The following is a 14,563-nucleotide window of genomic DNA, read 5'->3' as shown; positions in this document are numbered from 1 at the left end:
AGTCGCGAGCCTTCCCGTTTCACCCTTTTCCCGGAATTGCTCCAACCTCATGGTCCAACACGGCCATCACCTGGCCGCGCTTCTCAGGGCTGAAGCGGATGACGATGATGATGCAGACGGCGACCACACCGGCGAAGAGCGCCAGCGCGTAGCCATAGCTGCTGCCGGGCGCTTCGGCGATACCAGCCTGATACGGACCGCCATAGGACGCAGCGAGATTGCCGGCCTGATAGATGAAGCCGGGCAAGGTCGCCCGCACCGAGCCCGGCGATAGCTCGTTGAGATGTACCGGAATGACGCCCCAGGCGCCCTGCACCGCCACCTGCATGATGAAAGCGCCGATCGCCAGCATGAAGGGCGTGGTCGTGTAGGCCCAGAGCGGAATGGCCGGCAAGGCGATCAGGCAAGCGAGCGTAATGGCGTTGACGCGGCCGATCTTCTCGGACAGCGCGCCGAAGGCCAGTCCGCCGACAATGGCGCCGATGTTGGCGACGATGGTGATCCAACTCACCGTATGCGGATCAAAGCCATGCTGCTTCTTGAGGAAGGTTGGATAGAGATCCTGCGTGCCGTGGCTGAAGAAGTTGAAGAACATCATCAGCACCACGGCATAGAGCGCGATGCCCCAGTGCTTCCGCAGCGTTTCGAGCAGCCCTGGCTTCACGTGCTGGCGGGCTTCGACGAAGGCTGGCGATTCCGGCACATGCGAGCGGATGAAAAGCACGATCAGCGCCGGCACGAAGCTCAGGAGGAACATGGCGCGCCAGCCGAAGGTGAATTCGCCGATCTTCTGCCCGTAGAGCAGCCCGTAGACCACCGCCGCCAGCAGGTAGCCGGCCGGATAGCCGCATTGCAGGATGCCCGAGACCAGGCCGCGCGCGCTCGGCGGAATGGATTCCATGGCAAGCGAGCTACCGAGACCCCATTCGCCGCCCATGGCGATGCCGAACAGGGCGCGCAGCGCCAGGAAAATGCCGAGATTGGGCGAGAAAGCGGCTAAAGCGCCGATCACCGAATAGCTCACGATGTTCAGCATCAGAATGGGCTTGCGGCCATATCTGTCGGCAAGCATGCCGAAGAAGAACGCGCCGATGAAACGCGTCGCCAAGGTCAGGAACAGCGCTTTGGAGACCGCCGGCACGTCGGTCTGGAATTCCGTTGCAATATCGGTGAGCAGGAAAGTCAGAAGGAAGAAATCAAAAGCGTCGAGCGTCCAGCCGAGGAACGACGCGAGTACGGTTTTCTTCTGCTCGGTGGTGAGGTTCAAGGCGGTCCTCCTTTTGCATCCCCCAAAACGAACGATATGTTCCAGGGCGGGTAAAAGAGAACCGGACTGCTGCCGGTTTTAAGCCGGCGAGCGGTCACATTTGCGTCACCTCGAGATCGATGACCGTCAGCCCCTCGGTGCCGCCTTCGAGGGCGGCGACCAGACGGGCGCCGGCGCGCTGATGGGCTTCGTGCACCAGATAGGCGTCACGCGCGGCGGCGTCGCGGAAGTCGATGGTGAAGCCGTGGCCGAAGCCGCGCGCGAACGGCTCGGGGCTGACATTGGCGCTGAACTCCACCTTGCCCATGCCGTCGATGACGGCGCGCAGCGCTTCCAGATCGGCGTGGATCGCCGCCCGCTCGGTCTCAGGAACGTCGTCGCGAAAGCGGACAAAGACGCAGTGCCGGATCATCATTGACGCCTCATGCCGCCTGGTTGCCCTTGAACACGGCCGGCGGCAGCGGCTCGCGGCCGAGGATGAGGTCGGCACCTTTTTCACCGACCATGATCGTCGGCGCATTGGTGTTGGAGGACGGCACGCTCGGCATCACCGACGCATCGCAGATCCGGAGACCTTCGATGCCGCGCAGCCTCAGGTCCGGCGTCACCACGGCCATCGCATCATGGCCCATGCGGCAGGTGCCGACGGGGTGATGATCGGTCTTGGAGGTGCGGCAGGCATAGTCGATGAGGTCGGCATCGCTCTCTAGGTTTGGCCCGGGCAGCACCTCGCGAAGTACGTAGGGGGCAAGCGCCTTCTGCCGCATGATCTCGCGCGCCAATCTAAGGCCCTTGATCGACATGTCGCGATCATAGGGATCGGACCAGTAGTTCGGATCGATGAGCGGATGATCGGCCGGGTCGGCGCTCTTCAGCCGCACCGTGCCGCGCGAGCGCGGGCGCAGGAAGGCGGAGTTCAGCGTCACGCCAGGGTTCTTCAGTTTTTCCACGCCGGCCTCGATGCCGGAGCCGAGGCCCAGATGGAACTGGATGTCGGGGGAGGCGGCCGTCGGGTCGGCGTACCAGAAGCCGCCGGTCTCGAACAGGCTCGAGGCGACCGGCCCCTTCTTGAGCAGCAGGTACTGCAGACCGGCCCATAGGGTGCGGTGCAGCTTGGCGTAATTGTCGTAGGTGTGGTCGCCGGTGCATTCGGCGATCACGAACAGGTCGAGATGGTCCTGCATGTTGGAGCCGACGCCGGGCAGGTCGTGAACGGGCGTGACGCCGACCGATTTCAAATGGTCGGCCGGGCCGATGCCCGACTGCATCAGGAGCTTGGGCGAACCAATGGCGCCGGAGGAAACGATCACCTCGCGTTCGGCGCGCAGGATCGTCTTTTCGCCGCCAAGTCTGTCGACAATCTCGACGCCGACGGCGCGGCCTTTCTCGACGACGACGCGGGTGACCAGCACATCGGTCCTGACCGTCAGGTTCTTGCGGGCGCCGATCGGCTTCAGATAGGCGACGGAGGCGGATGAGCGCCGCGCATTCTTTTGCGTCAGCTGATAGTAGCCGACGCCCTCCTGGCTCGCGCCATTGAAGTCCGGGTTGAAGGGTATGCCCATTTCCTGGCCGGCGCGGAAATACGCCTCGCAGATCGGCAGCGGCGAGATCGGGTTCGAAACGCCGAGCGGGCCCTGGTCGCCGTGATAGTCGTTGGCGAAGCGCTGGTTGTTCTCGGCGCGCTTGAAATAGGGCAGCACGTCGCGATAGCCCCAGCCGGCGAGACCTTCCTCCTTCTCCCAGGCGTCGTAGTCGCGGGCGTTGCCGCGCGTGTAGATCTGGGCGTTGATCGACGAGCCGCCGCCGACCACCTTGGCCTGGGTGTACCAGAAGACGCGATCCTTCATGTGCCTCTGCGGCACGGTCGACCAGCCCCAGGAGGCGATGCCCTTCGTCATCTTGGCGAAGCCCGCCGGCATATGGATCAGCGGATGCCAGTCCTTGCCGCCGGCTTCGAGCAGCAGGACCGAATTCGACGGATCCTCGCTCAGCCGGTTGGCGAGAACGCAGCCGGCCGGACCGGCGCCAACAATGATGTAATCAGCCATTGTTCCTCACAAGCGTGGCACGGAGAGCGCGCCGTCGACATCGATGACCGATCCGGTCGAAAAGCCGAACTTTCCAGAGGCTAGAGCGGCCACGACAGCGCCGATGTCCGACGCCTCGCCCCAGCGTTTTGCCGGTACCAGCCCGCCTTCGATTAGCGCGTCGTATTTCGCGGTCACGCCGGCTGTCATGTCGGTGCGGATGATGCCGGGCCGTACCTCGAACACGCCGATATTTTCGGGTGCCAGCCGCAGCGCCAGGTTCTTCACCCACATGGATAGGCCGGCCTTGGAGATGCAGTAGTCGGCGCGCTCCGGCGAAGCCATGGTGGCGCTGACCGAAGTGATGGTGATGATCGATCGGGCCGCATCCGAATGGACTGCCAGCATTGCCTTGGCGACGGCCTGGCTGAGGAAGGCCGTGCCACGCAGATTGATGCCTAATGCGCGGTCGAAATTCTCCGGCTTCAGGTCCAGCAAGTCGCCGCGCACAACGGCTCCGACGCCGGCATTGTTGACCAGGCAGTCGATGCGGCCGAAGGCTTTGGTCGCGGCTTCGATCAGCCTCGAATGACCAGCGATGTCGGCAATGTCACATTGGGCATAGGCGAATTTCGCGCCGCGCGCGGCGATGTTCTCCGCAAGGCCCTTGGCGGGCTTCTCGGCAAGGTCGGCGACCAGGACGTCGAAGCCGGTATCCGCCAGCGCTTCGGCGCAAGCGAGGCCGATGCCGCGCGCGCTGCCGGTGACGATGGCTGCCGGGCGGGTCATAGGAGACTAGCCTCGTGGACGCAGGCGCTGCCCCCCATCGCCCTGCCGGGCACTTCTCCCCGTATAGTGACGGGGAGAAGGATGCTGTCGCCGGCGCTTTCGCCAATCGCCAGCGCTGCAGAATGAGTGCCGGCGTCGCGGCCAGCCCTCTTATCCCGGCTTACGGGGAGAAGGTGCCGGCAGGCGGATGAGGGGCGGCGCCGACCGATCATGAAGAAAGCTCCGTCTGGCGGATGTAGTCAGCCACGCGCAACGCCTGCGCCGCGATCGACAGCGCCGGATTGACGGCGGCAGAAGTCGGCAGGAAGCCGCCGTCGACGACGAACAGGTTTTGATGGTCCCAGGCGCGGCAGTATGGATCGAGCGGCGAGGTGGCCGGATCGTTGCCCATCTTCACCGTGCCGCACTGATGCGAAGGCGTGCGCTTGTCGAAGGGGCGCGACAGCACGATTGGATAGCCGCAGGCGCGAAGGTTCTCGCGCATAACCTTGGCCAAGCCTTCCAGCGACTGCATATTGGAGCGCCGCCACTGCATGACGATCTCCTTGCCGTCGACCATGATGCGGCTTTCCGGGTCGGGAAGGTCCTCGCACATCAGGTACCAGTCGACGGCGTGGCCGGCCATGTAGTCGAGCGCGAATTTCGGCATCGTCTTCACATTGGCCTTGAGCATGTTGCCGTCGATCTTGCCGAGGAGTTGCACATTGCCGAGCGGCTTGCCGCCCTTGCCGTCGGACAGATAGTAGTCGTTGAGCATCAGCGTCTTCTGGTAGACGCTGTCGTTGCGGCGACGCGGGTCGATCGCCAGCATCGCGCTCGAATTGTGGTTCATGAAATTGCGCCCGACCTGGTCGGAGCTGTTGGCGAGGCCCTTGCCGCCTTTCTTGCTGGTATTGGGCGACGGCGAGCGCAGCAGGATGGCGGCCGAGTTGATCGCGCCCGCCGACAGGATGACGAGCTTCGGCGACAGCGTCTTTTGCGCACCGTTCTGGGTATAGTGGATGGCGGCGATCGACTTGCCGTCCGGCGCGGTTTCGAGCCAGTCGACATGGGCCCCCGTTTCGAGCCGGATGTTCGGATCCTTTAGCGCTTCGGTCAGCGGACCGGTCTGCGCGTCGATCTTGCCCTGGCCGGTGTTGGGAAATGCGTCCCAGCCCGTCTTGCCGTCTTTCAGCCAGGCCTCGATGTCGACGCCGAGCGGCAGCGATGCCGGATGCAGTCCGAGGCTCTTCAACTCGGCGCGGGCGCGCGCGATCGGCGGCTCGTCGGGCACCGGCTTGAAGGCATAGGGGATCGAATGGAACGGCTCGGTCGGGTCCTCGCCGAGTGAGCCGCGCACGCGAAAAAGCTGCTCGGCCTTCGAATACCAGGGCTCGAACTCGTCATAGGAAAACGGCCAGGCCGGCGAGACGCCGCCGAAATGCTCGAGCTCGGCAAAATCCTCCTTGCGGTAGCGGATCAGCACCGCGCCGAAGAACTTCGAATTGCCGCCGACATAGTAGTAGTTGCCGGGGTTGAAGGCAGCACCGCCGGCCTCGCGCCACATTTCCTTCGGCCGGTAGTGCTCGTCGACGAAGATGGAACGCGTCGAGCGCGCATGCGGTGTCGCGGGCAGCGGTTCGCCGCGCTCCAGGATCAGGATCGAGGCGCCGCTGCCGGCCAAGCCGGAGGCGATCGTGGCGCCGCCGACGCCGGAGCCGATGATGACGATATCCGGATTTTTCATAGATCTTTGTTTTGCTGCATGTCGTTGCCCCAAAACCGGACCCAATTTTGGGCGAGAGGCATCAGAGGATGCGCTTCTCGGTCGCGGGGTCGAAGAACACCGCCTTGCTGAGGTTGAAGGCTAAAGGCGTGCTGGTGCCGGGCTGGATCCTGGCATCGGCCCGCAGCCGCGCCACGACGCCCTTGCCACCCAGATTGGTCACGGCGAACGTATCCGAACCCGCCGGCTCGACCACTTCGATATGGCAGTCGGCGGTGGCAATGTTCGAACCGTTGCGCTCGGCGCCTTCCGGATCGGTCAGCGCTTCGGGGCGCACGCCGAAGATCACCTGCTTGTCCTTGAAGGCCGCAAGACCGGTGGGTGCGCCCGGCATCGGCAGCACGATCGGTTGGCGCGCTTCGCGGTCCAGCACCACCGACAGCCCATTGCCATTGGCGTCGATCTTGGCCGGGATCAGGTTCATCGCCGGCGAGCCCATGAAGTCGGCGACGAAGATGTTGGTCGGGTTGTTGTAGATCTCGGCCGGCGTGCCGAATTGCTGCACCTCGCCGTCGCGCATCACCGCGATCTTGGTCGCCAGCGTCATCGCCTCGATCTGGTCGTGCGTGACATAGACGATGGTCGTGCCGGTCGTGGCGTGCAGGCGCTTGATCTCGATGCGCATGTCGACGCGCAGCTTGGCGTCGAGATTGGAGAGCGGCTCGTCGAACAGGAAGAGTTTCGGGTCGCGCACCAGCGCGCGGCCCATGGCGACGCGCTGGCGCTGGCCACCGGAAAGTTGGCTGGGCTTGCGGTTGAGCAGGTGGCCGATCTGCAGGACCTTGGCCACCTTGTCGATCGCCGCCTGGCGCTCGGCCGCCGGCACGCCGCGCATCTCCATGCCGAAAGCGATGTTGCCGGCAACCGTCATGTTGGGATAGAGCGCGTAGCTCTGGAACACCATGGCGATGTCGCGTTTGGAAGGATGCAGGTCGTTGATCGCGCGGCCGTCGACGCGGATCTCGCCCTCGGTGATCTGCTCCAGGCCGGCAATGGTGTTAAGCAGCGTGGACTTGCCGCAGCCGGACGGGCCGACCAGCACCAGGAAGCCGCCCTTTTCGAGCTCGACATTGATGCCCTTCAGGATCTCGACATTCCCGAAGCGCTTCTTCAGCCCATCAATTTCCAGAAAAGCCATGATCGTTCCTTCCGAAAGAGATCATCCCTTGACCGCGCCAGCCATCAGCCCGCGCACGAAATAGCGGCCGGCGACGACATAGACGATCAGGGTGGGGAGCGCGGCGATCATCGCCGCCGCCATGTTGACGTTGTACTCGACCACGCCAGTCGAGGTGTTGACGACATTGTTGAGCGCAACCGTCATCGGCATCACGTCGCCGGAGCCGGCATAGGCGGACGCGAACAGGAAGTCGTTCCAGATGTTGGTGAACTGGTAGATCACCGTCACAACGATGATCGGCAGCGAATTGGGCAGCATGATGCGCCGAAATATCTGGAAGAAGGACGCGCCGTCGACCTGTGCCGCCTTCACCAGTTCGGTCGGGAAGGCCTCGTAATAGTTGCGGAAGAACAAAGTGGTGAAGCCGAGGCCGTAGACCACATGGACGAAAACCAGGTTCACAGTCGAATTGCCGAGGCCGAAATTGAACCCCGTCGCGTTCTGCATGCCAGCGCCGAAGCGGCCGAGGCTGCCGAGGATCGTCGCCATCGGCAACAGCACCGACTGGAACGGGATGAAGCAGGCGAACAGCATCATGGCGAAAACCAGCGTGTGGCCGCGGAAACGCCATTTGGTCAGCACATAGCCGTTCAAGGCGCCGAGCAGCGTCGAGATCAGCACCGCCGGAACGACCATCTTGATGGAGTTCCAGAAGTAACCCTTCATGCCGACGCAGGTCAGGCCCGAGCAGACTTCGCTCCACGCCTTTATCCATGGCGCGAAAGTGGGCGCATGCGGCAGCGCGAGCATGTTGCCGTTCTGGATCTCGTCCATGGTCTTGAACGAGGTGACGAGCATGACGAAGAGCGGCATCAAGTAGAAGATCGCGAACAGCGCGAGCAGCCCGTAGATGACGATGCGGTTGAGCGTCTTGGCGCGGACGCCGCTTGCGGCCTGGCTGGCGGGTGAAGCGACAGCGCTCATCGCGACTTCTCCCTGAGCTCGGAATAAAGATACGGAACGATGATGGCGGTGATGGTCATCAGCATGATCACCGCACTTGCCGAGCCGACCGCCATCTCGTTGCGCTTGAAGGTGAACTCATACATGAAATTGGAGGGCAGCCAGGCCGAGCCGCCGGGCCCGCCGCTGGTCAGCGCCACCACCAGGTCATAGGACTTGATGGCCAGATGGGCGAGCACGATGAAGGCCGATAGGAAGACCGGCCTGAGCAGCGGGACGACGATGCGGCGGTAGAGCTGGAAGGTGGATGCGCCGTCGATCTGCGCCGCCTTCATGATCTCGCCATCGATGCCGCGCAGGCCGGCCAGGAACATCGCCATGACGAAGCCGGAAGCCTGCCAGACGCCGGCGATCACGACGGTGTAGATGACGAAATCCTTGTTCTTGATCCAGTCGAAATGGAAGCTCGTCCAGCCCCATTGATGCAGCGTCTGCTCTAGCCCGAGGCCGGGGTCGAGGAACCACTTCCAGGCGACGCCGGTGACGATGAAGGAGAGCGCCATCGGGTAGAGGTAGATCGGCCTCAAGACACCTTCGCCGCGGATCTTCTGGTCGAGCAGGATGGCCAGGAACAGGCCGAGCGCCAGGCAGATTCCGATATAAAGGAAGCCGAAGATGCCCATATTGGTGATCGAGGTGTACCAGCTCGATGGCGGGTCGCTCTCGAAGGTCCAGCGCCATAGCCGCTGATAGGCGCGGGGGCCGGTGATGGCATAGGACGGGAAGGTCTTGGAATTGGTGAAGGAAAGGTAGATCGTCCACAGGATGAAGCCGTAGACGAAGACGATCGTCGCCGCGAAGCTTGGCGCCAGCACGATCTTAGGCAACAGGTCCTGCAGCCGCGAACGGACCGACGCGCCAGGGCGGGCGTCGTGCTCCGGTGTCAGCTTGATCCGGGTTTCGGCAACTGTGCTCATCGGCTTGTCCAGTACCGGTTTGTCACGGGACCGACCGGCGCGAACCCACGCCAGCCCGAGCAATCCCGGACCTTGCTTCGGTAGAAGACCTCCCCCGCCAGGCAGGGGAGGCTCAGTTCAAGGCACGCCTACTTGGCGTCGTCGATCGCCTTGACCAGCTCGGTCACGGCTTCGTCGGAGGTCTTGATCTGACCATGGACGAACTTCGACACGACATCCGTCGGCAATCGCCTCATGCACGATCAGGCGGCTGCCGGCATTGCAGCATTCGCCGGCGTTGAAGAAGCCGCCGAACACGGCGGCGTCCGCCGCCGCTTCGAGGTCGGCGTCGGGGAAGACGATCTGGCCGTTCTTGCCGCCGAGCTCCATCGAGACTTTCTTCAGGGAATTGGAGGCGGCCGCCATGGTCATCTTGCCGACGCGGGTCGAGCCGGTGAAGGACACCATCTCGACCAGCGGATGGCTGACCATCGGCGCGCCGACATCGGCGCCAAAGCCGGCAAGGATGTTGACGACGCCGGCCGGTAATCCGGCCTCGAGCAGGATGTCGCCGAGCACGAAGGTCGAGGCCGAAGTCATCTCGCTCGGCTTCACCACCGCCGTGCAGCCGGCGGCGAGCGCGAAGGGCAGCTTCTGGCTGACGATCAGGAAAGGGAAATTCCACGGCGTGACGATCGAGACGACGCCGATCGGCTCGCGCAGCACGACGCCCAACATATCGTCGCCGAGATTGGCGTAGCTTTCGCCATGCAGCGTGCGGGCGAGCGAGGCGGCATAGCGCCAGATGTCGATCGCGCCGCCGATCTCGCCGCGCGCCTGGGCGATCGGCTTGCCGGATTCCAGCGCATCGAGGCGGGCGATCTCTTCCAGCCGAGTCTCGATCAGGTCGGCCGTCTTCAGCAGAACCGCCGCGCGTTCGGATGCTTTCATGCGCGGCCACGGGCCGGTCTCGAAAGCCTTGTGCGCCGCCTGAACCGCAGCTTCGACGTCCGCTGCGCCCGCTTGGGCATAGCGGGACACGACGAAGCCATGGCCGGGACTGGCACGCTCGATGCTGCGGCCGTCGCGGGCTTCGACATGCCTGCCGTCGATCAGGAGCTTGTAGGCCCTCGGCGCTTGGGACGCCTCGGCCGGCATGGCAATATTGAGCGGTGCGTTCATCGTTTCTTCTCTAGGATCTCGAAAAGGCTGGCTTCTGCTTGGCCTTGAAGGCGCTGACGCCGGCCTTGAGGTCGTCTGTCAGCGCGATGAAGCCACTGGCCAGCGCCTCGGTCGCGGCGGCGTCTTCCTCGCCCTCGGCAACGCCGATCATCAGCTTGGCGGCCTCGGTCGCAAGCGGGCCGCGCTCGGCGATCTTCTCGGCCCAGCCCTTGGCTTCATCGAAAGCCTCACCGGTTTCGACGACACGGTCGACGATGCCGTGCGCGAGCGCGTCAGCCGCCAGGAAAATCTCGCCGCCAATCGCTATCCGGCGCACGATCTGTGCACCGAAGCGGCGCACGGCGCGCTGTGTGCCCGACCAGCCCGGCACCACGCCAATTGAGGTTTCCGGAAAACCGAGCTTGACCTGGGTTTCGGCGACGCGGAAATCGCAGGCGGCGGCCAGTTCCAGCCCGCCGCCCAGCGCGTGGCCGGAGAGCACCGCGATGGTCGGTTGCCGGAGCCGCGCCAGCCGGTCGAAGACACGGTGGCCGTAGCGCACCCATTGCACCTGGAAGTCGGCGGCACTCATCGCCCCCCAGGCCTCGACGTCGCCGCCGGCGCAAAAGCCCTTCCCTTCGCCACGGATGAGCACGGCGCGAACGCCCTCGGCCAGTTCCGCCTCGTCAAGCGCCGTTTCGAGCGCACGCAGCATCGGGATGTCGAGCGCGTTGAATTTATCCGGCCGCCGCAGCGTGACGATGCCGATGGCGCCGTCCTGTTCGAAGGTGACAAGGCGCTCAGCCATGGGCGACTCCAATGGATGCACCGCCATTCAGCGACAGGCCGATCAGGCGGTCATGATAGAGCGCCGCTGGTGTGACCTTGAGGTCGTTGGCGACGGCGAGCGGGATCTCAGCCTGCGACAGCACATCGCGTTCAAGGTCGATGCCGGGCGTGAGTTCCGTCACCATCAGGCCGTTTGGCGTCAGCTTCATCACGCAACGTTCGGTGACATAGGTGATGTCCTGGCCTTGGGCGACCGCGCGCTTGCCGGAGAAGGAGATGTGCTCGACCTCGTTGACCACCTTCTTGACCTTGCCTTCGGCGTCGATGCGGATGCCGCCATCGGCCAGCGACAGTTTGGCGCCGGCGTTGAAGAAGCCGGAGAAGACAATCTTCTTCGCCCGCGCGGTGATGTCGACGAAGCCGCCGGCGCCGGCGGTGACATGCGGCCGGGCCGAAAGCTTCGAGACGTTGACCGAGCCGTGGCGGTCGATCTGCAGGAAAGACAGGAGCGAGGCGTCGAAGCCGCCGGCCTGGAAATAGATGAACTGGTGCGGCGAGGGCATGATAGCCTCGGCATTGGAGGCGCAGCCGAACTTGAAGTCGAGCAGCGGCACGCCGCCGACCGCGCCCTGCTCGATCACCCAGGTGACCTTGCCGTGCTGGCCTTCCTCGAGAAGGATGCGCGGGACGTTGGCCGAGATGCCGAAGCCGATGTTGACGGCCATGCCGTCGCGCAATTCCATGGCGACGCGGCGCGCGATCACCTTCTGCACGTTCATCTCGGCATTGCGGAAGCTCGACAGCGGCCGGAAGATTTCGCCCGAGATCGCCGGGTCGTAAGGCGTCAGCGTCGTCTGCAACTGGTCGGGCGCCACCACGATGTGGTCGACCAGCACGCCGGGCACGCGCACGTCATGCGGCTTCAGCGTGCCGTTTTCGACGACGCGCTTGACCTGCGCAATGACGATGCCGCCATTGTTGCGGGCCGCCAGTGCCTGCTCCAGCCCGCCGAGATAAGCGCCCTCATGCTCGTAGGTGAGGTTGCCGCGCTCGTCGGCCGTGGTGGCGCGAATGATCGAGATGTTGGGGACGATGGCGCGGAAATAGAGCCATTCCTCGCCGTCGAACTGCTCAACCGAGACGATCGGCTCGCTGGCCGCCGCATTCATGGCGCAGCCCTGGTGACGCGGATCGGCGAACGTGTCGAGGCCGACCTTGGTCAGCACGCCCGGGCGCTTGGCGGCCGCCTCGCGATGCATGTCGAACAGGATGCCGGATGGCACGTTGTAGGCGGCGACCGAATTGTCGCCGATCATCTTCCAGATCTGCGGCGGCTCGGCGGAGGAGGGGCCGGACGGATAGGAGCCGCAAAGCGTGCGCTCCAACAGACCCGGCTTGGCGAGATGGTCGATGCCCTTGATGCCGTACATGTCGCCGGCGGCGATCGGGTGGAGCGTGGTGATCGACTTCGGATGGCCCTGCGTGTCGAAACGCTCGCCGATCGCGGCAAGCACGGCATCCGGGCAACCAAGACCGCTCGACGACGACACCGAGACGACCATGCCGTCCTTGATCAGGCTGGCGGCCTGGGCCGCGGAAACAACCTTGCTCAATTTCCGCTCCCGAGTTTCGGATCGATCGAAACAGTCTTGCCGGTCTTCGCCGACTGCAAAGCCGCTTCGGCGGAGGCCAGCGACCAGATGCCGTCCTCGCCGGTGGCCGAAGGCTGGCCTTCGCCGCGGATCGCGGCATGGAACTGGCGCAGCGAGCGGGCGTAGAGGTCCTCGCGGTCGAAGCTCAATTCTTCCTCGCCCTTGGCCGTGCGCAGCAGCACCGAGCCGACCGGCTTCTGCGTCATCACATTGGTGGCGATCAGCGAGCCTTCCGAGCCATGCACCTCGAAGCCGGTGCCAGCGAATTTTGTCGTGAAGCCTTCATGCGACTGCGCGATGACGCCCGACTTGAAGCGCCAGATGCACATGGCGCCGTCCTCGAGGCCGCCGCCGGCCATGCCCGCCGACTGCGTGAAGGCCGAAATCTCGACAGGATCGTCGCCGAGCACGAAGCGCAGCGTGTCGGCATCATGCACGGTGATGTCGAGCACCACGCCGCCGCCGGCCTCGGGCTTGGTGATGCGCCAGCCCTGCAGGTTTTCCGGCAGGTAGACGGAATGGAAGACGCGCGCCGCGACCGGCTTGCCGATACGACCGGCGGCAATCGCCTCGCGCATGGCGCGATGGGCGCCGGCATTGCGCAAATGGTGGTTGGTGCCGAAGACGATGCCGGCGGCCTTGGCTGCCGCAACCATCTTGCGGGCATCGGCGCTGGTCAGCGCCAGCGGCTTTTCGCACAGCACATGCTTGCCGGCCTTGATTGCGGCAAGACCCTGCTCGAGATGCAGTTCGTTGGTGGTCGAGATGTAGACGGCGTCGATGTCGGCGTCGAGCAGCGCGTCGAGGGTCGAGACGGCGGCCGGAATGCCGTTCTCGCCGGCATAGGTCTTGGCGCGCTCGAGATTCGAGCTCATCACGGCGGCGACCTCGCCACCGGCCTGCGCGCGGATGGCATCGATCATGAACTGTCTGGCGATCGTGCTGGCGCCGATCAATCCCCATCGCACGCTCATGCCGCGTCTCCCACCTGGCTGTTGCGGTCCGGGCCGCTGCTTTCCCGCACGACCAGGCTGACGGCGCCGATATGGTCCTCGGCGCGCGTGGTGCGCGACTGGATCATCTTCAGCATGACGTGAGCGGCGCGCTCGCCGAGACCCGCTGTGTCGACGGCGACGCTGGTCAGCGCCGGACTGTAGTGCTCGGCCTCGGCGACGTCGTCGAAGCCGACGACGGCAAAGTCCGTCCCCGCCTCGAGACCTCGTTTGCGCAATGCCAGCATGACGCCGAAGGCAACCGCATCGTTGAAGCAAAGCGCGGCTGTCGCTGGCTGCACTGCGGCAAGCGCTGTCTCCAAGCAAGCCATGCCGCCCTTGCGGCTGGTTTCGCCTTCGACGATCAGCCGGTCGGAGGCCGGAATGCCGAGCGTTTCGCAGGCTTCGAGGAAACCGCCCAGTCGCTCATGATAGACGACGAGATCGGGCGATCCGCCGAAGAATGCCAGGCGGCGATGGCCCTTGCGGATCAGATGCTCGGTGGCAAGCACAGCGCCGCGATGATTGTCGGGCGCGATCACCGGGATGCGGCTTTCAGGCAGCCGGCGCATGGTAAAGACGATCGGCACGCCGGCCGTTTCGATGCGGCGGAAGGCGCCCGGCGCGGTGCCGCGCGCCGGCGAGACGATCAGCCCGGCCACACCCTGCTCCATCAGCGACTTCAGCACCTCTTCCTGGCGCACCGGGTTTTCCGCGGTGTTGGCGATGAAGGGGACGACGCCCGCCGCCTGGAAAACGCGCTCCATGCCGACGGCAAGCTCGGCGAAAAAGGGATTGGTGAGATCGTTGATCACCATGCCGATGACGTTGGAGTGGGCCTTGCGCAGATTGGCGGCGCCGCGGTTGTAGACATAGCCGACATCCTCGATCGCCTTGCGCACCTTGGTCGCGGTTTCAGGCCGGATCAGCCCGCTGCCCTGCAGCACGAGCGACACCGTCGATTTGGACACGCCGGCCTCGCGGGCGATGTCCAGGATCGTCGCCTTGGCCCGGCTGGCCATCCTCGTCCCGTCCTCCGTGTTTTCGATCGAATTTATTTTGGAACGTTCTAATCATCG

General features: G+C 64.5%; 12 protein-coding genes and 1 pseudogene. All 13 read right to left on the bottom strand.

Going from position 1 to position 14,563, the window contains the following annotated elements:
* Window positions 1-19 precede the first annotated feature (19 nt).
* Entirely contained in the window at window positions 20-1,267 is a 1,248-nt protein-coding gene (locus FJW10_RS20465; protein ID WP_140901410.1) for an MFS transporter, read from the bottom strand.
* 94 nt (window positions 1,268-1,361) lie between these two features.
* The gene (locus tag FJW10_RS20460; protein ID WP_140827313.1) at window positions 1,362-1,679 is read right to left on the bottom strand and encodes a Dabb family protein; all 318 of its coding nucleotides are present in this window, start codon (window positions 1,677-1,679) and stop codon (window positions 1,362-1,364) included.
* 10 nt (window positions 1,680-1,689) lie between these two features.
* Window positions 1,690-3,318, bottom strand: a complete 1,629-nt coding sequence (locus tag FJW10_RS20455) for a choline dehydrogenase (RefSeq protein ID WP_140901409.1) — start codon at window positions 3,316-3,318, stop codon at window positions 1,690-1,692.
* Window positions 3,319-3,324: 6 nt separating this feature from the next.
* Complete coding sequence (locus FJW10_RS20450; RefSeq protein WP_140901408.1) at window positions 3,325-4,086, bottom strand: 3-ketoacyl-ACP reductase; 762 nt, start codon at window positions 4,084-4,086, stop codon at window positions 3,325-3,327.
* A gap of 208 nt (window positions 4,087-4,294) precedes the next feature.
* Entirely contained in the window at window positions 4,295-5,812 is a 1,518-nt protein-coding gene (locus tag FJW10_RS20440) for a GMC family oxidoreductase (protein ID WP_140901407.1), read from the bottom strand.
* A 61-nt stretch (window positions 5,813-5,873) separates the two neighbouring features.
* On the bottom strand, window positions 5,874-6,989 hold the full coding sequence (locus tag FJW10_RS20435) for an ABC transporter ATP-binding protein (RefSeq protein ID WP_140827322.1): 1,116 nt from the start codon (window positions 6,987-6,989) through the stop codon (window positions 5,874-5,876).
* A 21-nt stretch (window positions 6,990-7,010) separates the two neighbouring features.
* A complete protein-coding gene (locus tag FJW10_RS20430; protein ID WP_140901406.1) occupies window positions 7,011-7,955 on the bottom strand; it encodes a carbohydrate ABC transporter permease in 945 nt (314 codons plus the stop codon).
* Window positions 7,952-8,911, bottom strand: coding sequence for a sugar ABC transporter permease (locus FJW10_RS20425; RefSeq protein ID WP_140901405.1), 960 nt, complete (start codon window positions 8,909-8,911; stop codon window positions 7,952-7,954). Before FJW10_RS20425 ends, FJW10_RS20430 begins: the two co-directional genes overlap by 4 nt.
* A gap of 219 nt (window positions 8,912-9,130) precedes the next feature.
* Window positions 9,131-10,072, bottom strand: a pseudogene (locus FJW10_RS20420) (aldehyde dehydrogenase family protein); the annotation flags it as partial.
* Between the two features lie 10 nt (window positions 10,073-10,082).
* Window positions 10,083-10,859, bottom strand: a complete 777-nt coding sequence (locus FJW10_RS20415; protein WP_140901404.1) for an enoyl-CoA hydratase/isomerase family protein — start codon at window positions 10,857-10,859, stop codon at window positions 10,083-10,085.
* On the bottom strand, window positions 10,852-12,453 hold the full coding sequence (locus tag FJW10_RS20410; protein ID WP_140901403.1) for an acyl CoA:acetate/3-ketoacid CoA transferase: 1,602 nt from the start codon (window positions 12,451-12,453) through the stop codon (window positions 10,852-10,854). The genes FJW10_RS20415 and FJW10_RS20410 overlap by 8 nt, the downstream gene beginning before the upstream one ends.
* Window positions 12,450-13,466, bottom strand: coding sequence for a Gfo/Idh/MocA family oxidoreductase (locus FJW10_RS20405; protein ID WP_140901402.1), 1,017 nt, complete (start codon window positions 13,464-13,466; stop codon window positions 12,450-12,452). The genes FJW10_RS20410 and FJW10_RS20405 overlap by 4 nt, the downstream gene beginning before the upstream one ends.
* Window positions 13,463-14,506, bottom strand: a complete 1,044-nt coding sequence (locus FJW10_RS20400) for a LacI family DNA-binding transcriptional regulator (protein WP_140901401.1) — start codon at window positions 14,504-14,506, stop codon at window positions 13,463-13,465. Before FJW10_RS20400 ends, FJW10_RS20405 begins: the two co-directional genes overlap by 4 nt.
* Window positions 14,507-14,563: the final 57 nt, after the last annotated feature.

Source organism: Mesorhizobium sp. B4-1-1, from assembly GCF_006439375.1.
GTDB lineage: Bacteria > Pseudomonadota > Alphaproteobacteria > Rhizobiales > Rhizobiaceae > Mesorhizobium.
The sequence above is the reverse complement of the archived record's forward strand: the minus strand, read 5'-3'. Positions and strand labels throughout refer to the sequence as shown.